This window comes from Nocardia higoensis NBRC 100133 (assembly GCF_000308595.1).
In the GTDB taxonomy this organism is placed as follows: Bacteria; Actinomycetota; Actinomycetes; order Mycobacteriales; family Mycobacteriaceae; genus Nocardia; species Nocardia higoensis.
Genome location: NZ_BAGA01000182.1, coordinates 1 through 12,923, shown reverse-complemented (window position 1 = coordinate 12,923; position 12,923 = coordinate 1). Strand labels below are relative to the sequence as shown.

Sequence of the window (12,923 nt, the reverse complement as noted above, 5' to 3'; positions counted from 1 at the left end):
GCTCTACGAAAGTGGGCTATTGATTCTCCGAATCTGAGAGGATAGTTTCCGTGAAGCGGTGGCGTCGGGCGCGGGCCGCGGAGGAGGAACAGGTGAGATCTCAGCGAATACTCGTCGCGCTGATGGCTGCCGCGCTGGTCGTGGCAGGCTGCGGGCGGGAGGGCGGCTCGACCGAGGCCGAAGCGGGGCCCGCCGCGACGGTCTCCGGCGATTTCGGTGACCTGTCCGGCATCTGCGGGCCGGGCGATGCGAAGGGCGCGACCGCGCAGGGCGTCACCGACACCCGGATCCAGGTCGGCGTCTTCTCCGACATGGGCTTCACCAAGAATCCCGAATTCGATGCCGCGGCCAAGGTGTTCACCTCCTGGTGCAACGAGGCGGGCGGTATCAACGGGCGCACCCTGACCTACGAGATCCGCGACTCGAAGCTCACCGAGGTCCGTCAGCGCATGCTCGACGCCTGTCGCGAGGACTTCTTCCTGGTCGGCGGCGGTTCGGCGCTCGACGGGCTCGGGGTCAAGGACCGGCTGTCGTGCCTGCTGCCGGAATTCCCCGGTCAGGTCGCGCAGATCGCCAATATCGGCTCGGACCTGCAGCTGGCGGTCGGCGCCTCGGCGGCCGAGAACGTCAACCCGTACACGGGTTTCCAGCAGTGGCTGATAACGGACGCACACCCGGACTCCGCCCAGGCCATCGGCATCATCAACGGTGACTCGCCGGTGACCAAGGCGATGGGTCCCAAGATGGTCGAGTCGCTGCGGGCCGCCGGCGCGCAGATCGTCTACGACGAGCTCTATCCCGCCTCCGGCGTCGCCGACTGGACTCCCTACGCGCAGGCGATCAAGTCCAAGAACGTGCGCGGCCTGATCTTCTTCGGTGACTTCCGCAGTCTGGCCAAGCTCGAAGAAGTCCTCACCGGGATGAACTACGAGCTGGACTGGATCGATGCCAACGCCAACGCCTACAACCCCGAGTTCATCGAGCTGGCCGCGAGTTCGCTGAACGCGCAGAACAACTACGCCGATCTCAGCGGCATCGCTCCCCTCGACGCCGCCGACCGGGTGCCCGCCGTGCAGCAGGTGCTCGATCTCTACGAGCGCTACGCCCCCGACGCCGCGATCACCTTCCCCGCGCTCAAGGCATTCCAGGCGTGGGTGCTGTTCGCCGAGTCGGCCACCGCCTGCGGTGATCAGCTGACCCGCGCGTGCGTGTTCGAGAACGCGCGGAAGGAGACGGCGTGGACCGGCGGCGGCCTGCTCGCGCCGGTGGATCTGTCCAAGCCCCTGTCGGATCAGCCGCGCTGCTTCAACGTGCAGAAGGCGACCCCGGAGGGCTGGCGGGCGGTGGACTTCGGCGCCACCGACGGCGTGTTCCGCTGCGGGGTGACTCCGTACCGCTACGCCACCGAGGTCGGCGCGCCGCTCACGCTGGCCGACGTCGGCAAGACCATCGACGACCTGGAATGACGGGGCGGGCGCGCTGATGGAGCAGTTCCTCGCCTTCGGGATCGTCGGCCTGAGCACCGCCGCGATCTACGCCGTGATCGGCAGCGGTCTGGTGCTGACGTACACGACCACCGGTGTGTTCAACTTCGCGCACGGCGCGGCGGGCATGGTCTCGGCGTTCGTGTACTGGCAGTTCACCATCGGGTGGGGCTGGCCGGTGCTGCCCGCGCTGGCGGTGGTCCTGCTGGTCTTCGCGCCCGTGTTCGGCGTGCTGTTCGCCAAGGCGCTCGCCCCGACCCAGCAGATGGGCGATGCCGAGAAGCTCGTCATGACCGTCGCGATACTGAGCGGCCTGATCGTGATGGCGCGCTGGATCTGGGATCCCAACAAGGCGCGCGCGCTGCCGAAGTTCTTCGCCGATTCCGCGCCGATCGATCTGGGACCGGTGACCATCACCGGACACCAGGCACTCACCATGGCGGTGGCGGTGGCCGTGGCCATCGGACTGCGAATCCTGTTGTACCGCACGCGCTCCGGTGTGGAGATGCGCGCGACCGTCGACGATCAGGCGCTGGTCGGGCTCACCGGCGCCGATCCGCGCCGGGCCGACACGGTGGCCTGGATCCTGGGTATCGAGCTGGCCACGATCGGCGGCATCCTCATCGCCCCGATGGTGGCTCTGGACGCCGCCCAGCTCTCGCTGCTCATCGTCAGCGCCTACACCGCGGCGATCTTCGGCCGGCTGAAGAACCTGCCGATGGTGTTCGTCGGGGCGATCGTGGTGGGCTGCCTGGAGAGTTACCTGACCGGTTATCTCCCGCAGAACGACTACCTGCCCGGTCTGCGGCTGGCCGCGCCCGCGCTGCTGCTGTTCCTCGCGCTGCTGATCTTCCCGCACGGCCGGCTGCGCCGCCGCGACACCAAGGTGAACCCGGTGCCGTTGCCCACGCGCGGCGGATCGCTGGCCTTCGCGGCGGTGATCGTGGTGGTCGGCCTGATGCTGGCGAGCATGCTCAGCGAATCGGACCTGATCACCTACGGCGCCATGTTCGCCTGGGGTGTGATCGGCTTGTCCTTCGTGCCGCTGGTGGGCTTGGCAGGTCAGATCTCGCTGTGCCAGTTGAGCATCGCGGGCGTCGGCGCGGTGGCCTACGGCCATCTCGGGCCGGACGGCCAATGGTGGGCGATACCGGTGGCCATGTTGATCGCCGGCGCGGTCGGCGCGGTGATCGCCGTGCCCGCCCTGCGCCTGTCCGGTGTGTACATGGCGCTGGCGACGGCGGCGTTCGCGGTCGTGCTCGATCGCTGGATCTTCACCCTGCCCTCCTTCGAGATCCTGGGTGTCCGCATCTCGTTGTTCGAGCAGGGCTCGGTCTCGCTCGTCGGGCCCGACCTGTTCGGCCGGCAGCTCGACAGCACCGCCGAGGTGACGGTCTTCGCCTCGGTGTGCCTGGCGCTGGCCGGTCTCGCCGTGGTGTGGTTGCGACGCAGCCGGTTCGGGCGTCGCCTGATCGCCCTGCGCGACAGCGAGGCCGCGTACGCGACACTCGGCGGCAATCCGATGGCAGGCCGGGTGCTGGTGTTCGCGCTGTCGGCGGCCATCGCCGGACTGGGTGGCGCGCTCTACGGCATGCAACTGCAGGCCGTGACCGCCGAGCAGTTCAACTTCGTCGCAGGACTGCCGATCTTCCTCATCGTCGTCATCGCCGGTGTGGGTTCGGTCGGCGCGGGCATGTTCACCGGCGCGGTCTTCGCCGGTCCGCTGAACGTCATTCCGGCGCTGTGGCCCGCCTTGCACAACCTGGCGCAGGTGCTTCCGGCGGCCGGCGGTATCGCGTTCGGTGGCGGCGTACTGCGCACCGGCGCATTGCATTCGCTGCGGGAGGGCTGGGTGCCGATGTTGCGGGACCGGGTGGTCGCGCCCGTGCTGATCGTGGTGACCCTGGCGCTGTGGGGGCTGCGGCTGCTCGACGTGATCGACGGCTGGGGGTTCTGCCTCGGCCTGGTGATCGCCGCGGTGGCCGGGCGGATCGGGCACGGGCGACGGTCGAGAGCGCAGTCGGCGGAGGTGACCGCGGACGAGCCAGTGCCGGTGGAGTGGCTTGGCGTGCGCACCCCGTGGCGTCCCGAGGACGAGGAGGTGCTCGATCGTGGGCTCACTGCTACACGTTGACGACGTCACCGTCGTATTCGGCGGCAACCGGGCACTCGACGGCGCGGGTCTGCACGCCGAACGCGGGGCGGTGACCGGACTCATCGGGCCCAACGGCGCGGGGAAATCGACGCTGTTCGACGTGGTCAGCGGACTGCGCAAGCCGACAACCGGCCGGGTTGTGCTCGACGGCCGCGACGTGACCCGTCTCAACCCGACCAAGCGTGCCAAGCGTGGGCTCGCCCGCACCTTCCAGCGGCTCGAACTCTTCGGCCGGTTGAGCGTGCGCGACAACCTGCGCGTCGCCGCCGAACTCGGCCCGCAGCGTCGCCGCGCGGACGCGATCGTCGCCGACATCATCGACCGCCTCGACCTGCACGCCGTCGCCGATTCCACCACCGACACCCTGCCCACCGGTCTGGCCCGGCTGGTCGAGGTGGCCCGCGCCATCGCCGCGCGCCCCGGGCTGTTGCTGCTCGACGAGCCCGCCGCAGGCCAGGACCACACCGAGACAGCGCGTTTCGCCGAGTTGCTGCGTTCCCTGGCGCACGAGGGCACCGCGGTGCTGCTCGTCGAACACGACATGGACCTGGTGATGAACGTCTGCGACGAGGTGTTCGTGCTCGACCTGGGCAAGGTCATCGCGTCCGGCCCGCCCTCGGTGATCCGTACCGACGAGACGGTGCTCGCGGCCTACTTGGGAGAAGTATGAGAGCTCAGACGATCACCGGGAACGCAGCCGTGGCGACGCCTTCCACGCCGGCGGCACCGCTGCTCCGATTGCGCGAGGTGAGAGCGGGCTATGGCGCGATCACCGTATTGCACGGTGTGGACCTCGAAGTCGGGGCCGGTCGAGTGGTGGCGCTGCTCGGCCCGAACGGCGCCGGCAAGACCACGACCCTGCGCGTGGTGTCGGCGACCCACCCGGTGAGCTCCGGTGCGCTGGAACTGGGCGGGCGTGATGTGACCGGCGCGTCGGCACGCGATCTGGCCCGTGCCGGCGTGTGCCTGATCCCGGAGGGGCGCGGCATCTTCGCCAACCTCACCGTCCGCGAGAACCTCTGGATGATGACCTTCACCGGTCGTTCCCGCGCGGAGATCGAGGCCATCGCCTTCGATCGGTTCCCGATACTCGGCAAACGCGCGAGCCAGGTCGCGGGCACCATGTCCGGCGGCGAACAGCAGATGCTGGCGCTGGCCCGGGGTCTGGCCACCGACCCCGCGGTGCTGCTGCTCGACGAACTGTCGATGGGCCTGGCCCCGCTGGTGGTCACCGAACTCTACGAGGCGGTGGCCGATATCGCCCGTCAGGGCGTGGCGGTGCTGGTGGTCGAGCAGTTCGCCGCGGCTGTGCTCGACATCGCCGACCACGCCGCCGTGCTGGTGCGGGGTCGTGTCGTGCGCAGCGGACGCCCCGACGAGATCCGCAACGATTTGGCAGCCCTCTACCTAGGAAGTGCGACATGACCGAGACCCGTGCGGAGCGTTTCGTCCGCGAACTGCAGACCATGAAGATCCCCGACCCGGCCGCCGGGCGTTCCGGGCTCTGGTTGCGCACCGGCATCGCGCTCATGGTCGCCGGGCCGGTGCTGGCCCTGCTGGCCTACTTCATGTCACACGGCACCACCGATCCGCTGGCCCAGCGCGACGCCATCGTGCTCGCGCTGCTCGGCATCGCGCTGGCGGTGGTGGGCGCGGCGCTGTTCCTGCGCTACTCGCTGACCAACTTTCTGCGGTTCTGGCTCGCCAGACAGTCCTACGACATCGATCGGCTCGCCGATCGGGTCACCGGAGAGGAGATCGGGGTATGACCACATCACTACGCACGGGCGAACAGTTCGCCAGCACGGTGTGCGAGACGAGAGTGATCGTCGTGCGCGCGCCCGCGGGGGAAACTCCCGAACTCACCTGCGGTGGCGCGCCGATGGTTCCGGTCGCCCAGGCCCCGGCGGCCAAGCCCGCCGCCGACGGCGCGGTGACCTTGATCGGCAAGCGCTATGTCGACGAAGCCGAGACGGTGGAACTGCTGTGCACTCACTCCGGCGCCGGTGAACTACGCCTCGGTGACGAGCGATTGAGCGTGAAATCGGCCAAGGCGCTGCCCGCTTCGGACTGAAGCGGCGGCTACGGACCCCCGGTGGCACGGCCACACCGGGGACGGCCGGCGCCACGACTCGACACCGTTCGCCGACCGGAAGCCGCCGGGCGCGAAAGGCGACGACCGGACAGTTCCGGACGTCGTCCCTTCGCGCCCGGCGCGCACAGCCGTGAACGCGTGCCGGGTGACGGACATGGAGAGGTAGGGGCGGATGAATTTCGAGCTGACCGAGGATCAGGAGCTGATCCGCAAATCGGTGGCCGAACTGTGCCGCAGATTCGACGACCAGTACTGGCTGGAGAAGGACCAGGCGCACGAATTCCCCACGGAATTCTACGAAGCCATCGCGAGCGGCGGCTGGCTGGGCATCACCATCCCCGAGGAATACGGCGGGCACGGGCTCGGCATCACCGAGGCGACCCTGCTGGCCGAGGAGGTGTCGCGCTCGGGCGGCGGGATGAACGCCGCCAGCTCCATCCACATGTCCATCTTCGGCATGCATCCGGTGGTCATGTACGGCTCCGAAGAACTCAAGCGGCGCACCCTGCCGCGCATCGCCGCAGGCGACCTGCACGTCTGCTTCGGCGTCACCGAACCCGGTGCCGGCCTGGACACTCCGCGCATCTCCACCTTCGCCCGCCGCGACGGCGACCACTATGTCGTCAACGGCCGCAAGGTGTGGATCTCCAAGGCGCTGGAGTCGGAGAAGATCCTGCTGCTCACCCGGACCAGCACCTATGACGAGGTCGAGAAGAAGACCGACGGCATGACGCTGTTCCTCACCGACCTCGATCGCGCGCACATCGACATCCGCCCCATTCGCAAGATGGGCCGCAATGCGGTCACCTCCAACGAACTGTTCATCGACGACCTGCGCATCCCGGCCGAGGACCGGGTCGGCGAGGAGGGGCAGGGCTTCCGCTACCTGCTCGACGGACTCAACCCCGAACGCATGCTGATCGCCGCCGAGGCGCTCGGCCTGGGCCGGGTCGCCCTGGATCGTGCCGTCCGCTACGCGAACGAGCGCATCGTGTTCGACCGCCCGATCGGTTCGAATCAGGGCATCCAGTTCCCGCTGGCCGATTCGCTCGCCCGCCTCGACGCCGCCGAACTCGTGCTGCGCAAGGCCACCTGGCGTTACGACAACGGCAAATCCGCCGGGCGCGAAGCGAATACGGCCAAATACCTGTGCGCCGACGCGGGCTTCACCGCCGCCGACCGTGCGCTGCAGACCCACGGCGGCATGGGGTACGCCGAGGAGTACCACGTCGCCCGCTACTTCCGGGAGGCGCGCGTGATGAAGATCGCGCCCGTCAGCCAGGAAATGATCCTGAACTACCTGGGGTCACACACCCTGGGACTGCCGAGGAGCTACTGATGGCCAACGACCTGTTCGATCTCACCGGCCGCTCGGCCCTGGTCACCGGCGCGGCCGGCGGCATCGGCTCGGCGGTCGCCCGGGCGCTGGCCACCGCGGGCGCCTCGGTGCTGGTCACCGACCGGGACGGGGATGCCGCCGCGGCCGTCGCCGAGAAGATCACCGGCGACGGCGGCATCGCCGAGAGCTTCGCCTTCGACGTCACCGACCGGGCGGCCGCGGGGGAGGCAGCCGAACGCACGGCCGCGCTCACCGGCGGCACGGTGCACATCGTGGTCAACAACGCCGGCGTCACCGCGCCGGCCATGTTCGCCGACACCACCGCCGAATCCGTGCGGAAGCTCTTCGACATCCACGTCATGGGCACCATCAACTGCTCGCAGGCCGCGCTGCCACACCTGGCCACCGACGGGCGCGGCCGGATCATCAATGTCACCTCCGCCGCGGGCCTGGTCGGCACGCTCGGCCAGGTGAACTACTCCGCCGCCAAGGCCGCGATCCTGGGCGTCACCAAGTCGCTGGCCAAGGAGTTGGCGCGCAAGAACATCCTCGTCAACGCGCTGGCCCCGCTGGCCGCCACACCGATGACCGAGACCATCCGCACGAACGAGCGTTTCTCCGAACAGATGCTGAATCGAATCCTGTTGCGCCGCTGGGCCGAGCCCGAGGAGGTGGCCGGTGCTTTCGTGTTCCTGGCCTCGGATGCGGCCTCGTTCGTCACCGGGCAGGTGCTGCCGGTGGACGGCGGCACGGTGATCTGATGGACCGCGTTCCCGGCGGACCGCTGTCCGGCATCACGGTGATCGCCCTGGAACAGGCGGTGTCGGCGCCGATGTGCACCCGCACGCTGGCCGACTTCGGCGCCCGGGTCATCAAGATCGAGCACCCCGACGGCGGCGACTTCGCCCGGCACTACGACGACGTGGTCCACGGCCAGGCCGCGCACTTCGTCTGGGTGAATCGCGGCAAGGAATCCGTGGCGGTGGATGTGAAATCCGCCGAGGGCGCGGAACTGCTGCACAGGCTGTTGCTCGACGCCGACGTGCTGGTATCCAATCTGGCGCCCGGTGCGACCGCGCGCCTCGGCCTGTCGGGACCGGAACTCGAGCGGGATCACCCGCACCTGATCACGGTGGAGATCGACGGCTTCGGCCGGGGCGGTCCGCTCTCGCACAAACGCGCCTATGACCTGCTGGTGCAAGCGGAGTCCGGAGTGTGCGCGGTGACCGGCACCGCCGAGGCTCCCGCCAAGCCCGGCCCGCCGATGGCCGACGTGACCACCGGCCTGTACGCGGCGCTGGCCATCGTGACAGCGCTCTACGGCCGCGATGCGCGCAAGAAGCCTGCGCAGGAATCGCGTTCGCGGATGGAACCGGAGGGCAGGCGGGGCACCGAGATCGCGGTGAGCCTGTTCGACACGATGGCCGAGATGATGGGCTACCACCTGACCTACGCCCGCCACCGCGGCATCGACCAGCAGCCGCTCGGCATGAGTTCGCCCGCCGTGGCGCCCTACGGCGCCTACCGCACCGCCGACGGCGGGACCGTCGTCCTCGGCACCACCAACGACCGCGAGTGGCAGCGCCTGGCGACCGGCATCCTCGGGCGCCCCGACCTCGCCGCCGACGAGCGCTTCCGTACCAACCCCGGCCGCACCCGCCACCGCGCCGAGCTCGACGCGGCCATCGCCGCCTGGTGCGCCCGCCACGATCTCGCCGAGATCCAGCGCGTCGCCGACGCGGCGGGCATCGGCAACTCCCGCTTCAATCGCCCCAGCGAAGTCCTGACCCACCCGCAGCTCGTCGAACGCGACCGCTGGCGCGAGATCGACACCCCGGCCGGGCCGATCCCGTCACTTCTACCGCCCGCGGTGATCAGCGGCTACGACCCGCCGATGGGGCCGGTGCCCGGACTCGGTGAGCACACCGACGCCGTCCTGACCGAGTTCGGTTGCACGGCAGATGAAATCGATACGCTGCGCGCGGCGTCGATCGTCGGCGGCCCGGCATCGACGTCGGCTACCAGGTCCGCCTCATCGGGGATCTCGTTCACCTCGCCCGGAGCCGCCTCATGAGCGCCGGCGCCGAATCCGGAGGTTCCGACGCCGGAATACCCGGCTCTGGCGATGGATCCGCATCAGGTCGAGCGCAAACGACTCGCCCACCCGGTAGTCCGGACACGACCCCGGCGGCCGGCCCGACCCTGCTCACCGCCGACCGCGAGGGCGTGCGGACGGTGACGCTGAACCGCCCGCACCGCCGCAACGCGATCGACGCGGAACTCTGGATCGTGCTGGCCGAAGCCCTGCGTTCCGCGGCGGCCGATCGATCGGTGCGGGCGCTCGTCCTCACCGGCGCGGGCGGCGCCTTCTGCTCGGGCGCCGACATCTCGGTCCCCGACAACTCCCACCCGATCCACCGCATGCGCCCGCTCACCGACGTGGCGACCCTGCTGCACGAACTACCGCTGCCGACGATCGCGAAGGTGACCGGACCGGCGTTCGGCGCGGGCTGGAATCTGGCCCTCGGCTGCGACCTGGTCGTCGCCACCCCGGAATCGACCTTCTCCCAGGTGTTCACCAAGCGGGGGCTGACCATGGACCTCGGCGGTTCCTGGCTGCTGCCCCGGCTGGTCGGCATGCAACAGGCCAAACGCCTCACCATGCTCGCGGAGACCATCGATGCCGCGCACGCGTACGGCCTCGGCCTGGTCACCTGGGTGGTCCCGGCCGACGAGATCGACGCCTTCACCGACGAACTCGGTGCGCGCTTGGCCGCCGGGCCGCCGGTCGCGCTGGCCCAGACCAAGGCGCTCCTGCACGAGGGCGCCGACGCCACGATGTGCCAGGCGCTGGCCGCCGAAGCCCGTGCACAGGGACTCAACCTGGCCACCGCGGACGCGCCGGAAGCCTATCTGGCCTTCGCCGAACATCGTGAGCCGCGCTTCACCGGCCGCTGGACCGTGCACCGCCCGCCGATCCGCCCCGCCACATCCGAGAACGGGAGATAACACCATGCCCGAGGTAGTCATCGCCGCAGCGGTGCGCACCGCCGTCGGCAAGCGCAACGGCGGACTCGCCGGGGTGCATCCGGCCGATCTGTCCGCGCACGTGCTCGTCGCGCTGGCCGAGCGGACCGGCCTGGATCCGGCCGTGGTGGACGATGTGATCTGGGGTTGCGTCTCCCAGGTCGGCGACCAGTCCAGCAATATCGGCCGCTACTCGGTACTCGCGGCAGGCTGGCCGGAGAGCATCCCCGGCACCACCGTGAACCGCGCGTGCGGATCCAGTCAGCAGGCGATCGATTTCGCGGCGCAGGCGGTGCTGTCCGGACAGCAGGACGTGGTGATCGCGGGCGGCGTCGAGACGATGAGCCGGGTGCCGCTGGGGTCGGCGCGGGCGAGCGGCACACCCTACGGTCCGCGAGCGCTCGCCCGATACGACGGGTTCTCCTTCAACCAGGGCTTGTCCGCCGAACTCATCGCCCAGAAGTGGGGCTTCGACCGCACCCGTCTCGACGAGTACTCCGCGCGCTCCCACACTCTCGCCGCCGCGGCCCAGGACGCCGGCGCGTTCACCGAGGAGATCGTGCCCGTCGACACCGGCGCGGGCATCGTCGTCGCCGACGAGGGCGTCCGGCGCGGCACGACCGTCGACAAGCTGGCCGGCCTGAAACCGGCGTTCCGCGAGGACGGCGTGATCCACGCGGGCAATTCCTCCCAGATCTCCGACGGCGCGGCCGCACTCCTGCTCACCACCCCGGAGAAGGCCGGCGAACTCGGCCTGGCCCCGTTGGCCCGGTACCGCGCCGGAGCCGTGGCAGGAGCGGACCCCGTCCTCATGCTCACCGGGCCCATTCCGGCCACCGAAAAGGTTCTGCGCAAGGCAGGCTTGACGCTCGGCGACATCGGCGTCTTCGAGGTGAACGAGGCTTTCGCCCCGGTACCGCTGGCCTGGCTCGCCGAAACCGGCGCCGACCCCGCACGGCTCAACCCGCTCGGCGGCGCGATCGCCCTCGGTCACCCGCTGGGCGCGTCCGGCGCGGTCCTCATGACCCGAATGATCCACCACATGCGCGCCAACCACATCCGTTATGGACTGCAGACCATGTGCGAGGGCGGCGGCACCGCCAACGCGACGGTCGTCGAACTCCTCTGAAACCCCGCCGATCGGAGAAACCCCGTGCGCCGCGATCTGTTCACCCCCGATCACGAAGCCTTCCGCGAACTGGTCCGAGACTTCGTCGAGAAGCAGATCGTGCCCGACTATCCCAGCTGGGAGAAGGCCGGGCAGATGCCGCGCGAGGTCTTCACCGCCATGGGCGATCTCGGCATGCTGGGGATCGCCCTGCCCGAGGAGCACGGGGGAGCGGGCATCCGCGACTACCGCTACAACGTGATCCTCCAGGAGGAGGCCGCCCGCGCCCTGGTCACCCTCGGCACCGTTCGCACTCAGCTCGACGTCATCCTCCCGTACTTCCTCGAATACGCCGACGCCGCGCAACGCGAACGCTGGTTTCCCGGCTTGGCCGCCGGCCGCCTGCTCACCGCCGTGGCCATGACCGAACCCGGTACCGGCTCCGACCTGGCGGGCATCCGCACCACCGCCGTCCGCGACGGCGACCACTATGTCCTGAACGGCGCCAAGACCTTCATCACCGGCGGTCTGCTCGCCGACCTGGTCATCGTCGTCGCCCGCACCGGCACCGACCCGGCCGACCGCCGCGCCGGGCTCACCCTGCTCGTCGTGGAGGACGGTATGCCCGGCTTCGAGCGCGGTCGCATGCTGGACAAGATGGGTTGCAGGGTGCAGGACACCATGGAACTGTCCTTCACCGACGTGCGGGTCCCGTCGGCCAACCGCCTCGGCGACGAGGGCGCCGCCTTCGGCTATCTCGGCCACAACCTCCCGCAGGAACGCCTCACCGTCGCCGTGGGCTCCGTTGCCCAGGCCCGCGCCGCCATCACCGCCACCATCGACTACACCAAGCAGCGCAAGGCCTTCGGCACCCCGGTCTCCTCGTTCCAGAACACCAAATTCGAACTCGCCGCCATGTCCGCGGAGGTCGAGGCCGCCCAGACCATGATCGACCGCGCGGTACTGGACCTGATCGACGGCGTCCTGTCCGCGCCCGACGCCGCCCGCGTCAAACTCTTCTGCACCGAGACCCAGGCCCGGGTCGTGGACCGCTGCCTGCAGCTGTTCGGCGGCTACGGCTACATGATGGAGTATCCGATCGCCCGGCTCTACACCGATGCGCGGGTGGCGCGCATCTACGCGGGCACCAGCGAGGTCATGAAGATGATCATCGCCCGGGACCTCGGCGTCTCATAGGCATTGTCCTGGTTGACATTACGGGCCGGTTCATCCGGCCGGGACTGGACTATCCGAAGCTGTGCACGCCATCTATCCTGATCCCTTCATCGGGTAGTTCGACTCAGTTGGGGAATATTTGATGGCCGAGAACGTCGGATCCGTCTTGATCACCGATGTGCCGACGGCTCGGATCGCGATGGCGGTTCATCGGGCGGTGCGCGAAAAGCCCACGTGGATGGATCGGAAGTTCAAGTACGCCGTGCTGGCCGGTCTGGGCGAACGGTGGTCGAGCGAACGACTCGCCCCGGGTGACGCGCGACGCCAGGATTACGACAACCCCGCCCTCTGGTACGACCTCGTCGACACGACGAACGGACGGACGATCCACATCGTCTACCGCGAAGCCGGGAACGAGACCCGGGCGGTCTTCTTCGGCCTCGGTTTCGACACGTACTCGGAGGGGCGTACCTGGGCGGAGAAGTTCGCACACCGGGTGGTCGAGTTCCTCGTCGAGTCGGGCGGCAAGGCGCGGGTCG

Annotated in this window: 13 protein-coding genes; all 13 read left to right on the top strand. The window is 69.4% G+C overall.

What is annotated here, in order from left to right; genetic code table 11:
• The first annotated feature begins 92 nt into the window (after nucleotides 1-92).
• Nucleotides 93-1,466: an ABC transporter substrate-binding protein gene (locus ON26_RS29755; RefSeq protein WP_245546119.1), complete on the top strand. Its 1,374-nt coding sequence runs from the start codon at nucleotides 93-95 to the stop codon at nucleotides 1,464-1,466.
• Nucleotides 1,467-1,482: 16 nt separating this feature from the next.
• A complete protein-coding gene (locus tag ON26_RS29750; protein WP_040801396.1) occupies nucleotides 1,483-3,618 on the top strand; it encodes a branched-chain amino acid ABC transporter permease in 2,136 nt (711 codons plus the stop codon).
• A complete protein-coding gene (locus tag ON26_RS29745; protein WP_040801394.1) occupies nucleotides 3,596-4,309 on the top strand; it encodes an ABC transporter ATP-binding protein in 714 nt (237 codons plus the stop codon). The genes ON26_RS29750 and ON26_RS29745 overlap by 23 nt, the downstream gene beginning before the upstream one ends.
• Nucleotides 4,306-5,064 carry an ABC transporter ATP-binding protein gene (locus ON26_RS29740; RefSeq protein ID WP_051027902.1) on the top strand — a complete coding sequence of 253 codons (759 nt, stop codon included), beginning with the start codon at nucleotides 4,306-4,308 and terminating at the stop codon, nucleotides 5,062-5,064. Before ON26_RS29745 ends, ON26_RS29740 begins: the two co-directional genes overlap by 4 nt.
• Nucleotides 5,061-5,408, top strand: a complete 348-nt coding sequence (locus tag ON26_RS29735; RefSeq protein ID WP_040801392.1) for a YidH family protein — start codon at nucleotides 5,061-5,063, stop codon at nucleotides 5,406-5,408. Before ON26_RS29740 ends, ON26_RS29735 begins: the two co-directional genes overlap by 4 nt.
• Nucleotides 5,405-5,713, top strand: coding sequence for a hypothetical protein (locus ON26_RS29730; protein WP_040801389.1), 309 nt, complete (start codon nucleotides 5,405-5,407; stop codon nucleotides 5,711-5,713). The genes ON26_RS29735 and ON26_RS29730 overlap by 4 nt, the downstream gene beginning before the upstream one ends.
• Nucleotides 5,714-5,906: 193 nt before the next feature.
• Complete coding sequence (locus tag ON26_RS29725) at nucleotides 5,907-7,073, top strand: acyl-CoA dehydrogenase family protein (protein WP_040801387.1); 1,167 nt, start codon at nucleotides 5,907-5,909, stop codon at nucleotides 7,071-7,073.
• A complete protein-coding gene (locus tag ON26_RS29720) occupies nucleotides 7,073-7,834 on the top strand; it encodes an SDR family NAD(P)-dependent oxidoreductase (protein WP_040801385.1) in 762 nt (253 codons plus the stop codon). The genes ON26_RS29725 and ON26_RS29720 overlap by 1 nt, the downstream gene beginning before the upstream one ends.
• Nucleotides 7,834-9,147, top strand: a complete 1,314-nt coding sequence (locus ON26_RS29715) for a CaiB/BaiF CoA transferase family protein (RefSeq protein ID WP_083884475.1) — start codon at nucleotides 7,834-7,836, stop codon at nucleotides 9,145-9,147. The genes ON26_RS29720 and ON26_RS29715 overlap by 1 nt, the downstream gene beginning before the upstream one ends.
• 128 nt (nucleotides 9,148-9,275) lie before the next feature.
• Nucleotides 9,276-10,082: an enoyl-CoA hydratase/isomerase family protein gene (locus tag ON26_RS29710; protein WP_040801491.1), complete on the top strand. Its 807-nt coding sequence runs from the start codon at nucleotides 9,276-9,278 to the stop codon at nucleotides 10,080-10,082.
• A 4-nt stretch (nucleotides 10,083-10,086) separates the two neighbouring features.
• Nucleotides 10,087-11,229 carry a thiolase family protein gene (locus ON26_RS29705; protein WP_040801383.1) on the top strand — a complete coding sequence of 381 codons (1,143 nt, stop codon included), beginning with the start codon at nucleotides 10,087-10,089 and terminating at the stop codon, nucleotides 11,227-11,229.
• A gap of 24 nt (nucleotides 11,230-11,253) precedes the next feature.
• On the top strand, nucleotides 11,254-12,405 hold the full coding sequence (locus ON26_RS29700; RefSeq protein WP_040801381.1) for an acyl-CoA dehydrogenase family protein: 1,152 nt from the start codon (nucleotides 11,254-11,256) through the stop codon (nucleotides 12,403-12,405).
• 121 nt (nucleotides 12,406-12,526) lie between these two features.
• On the top strand, nucleotides 12,527-12,923 hold a 397-nt coding region (locus tag ON26_RS29695; RefSeq protein ID WP_040801379.1), incomplete at its 3' end, for a hypothetical protein.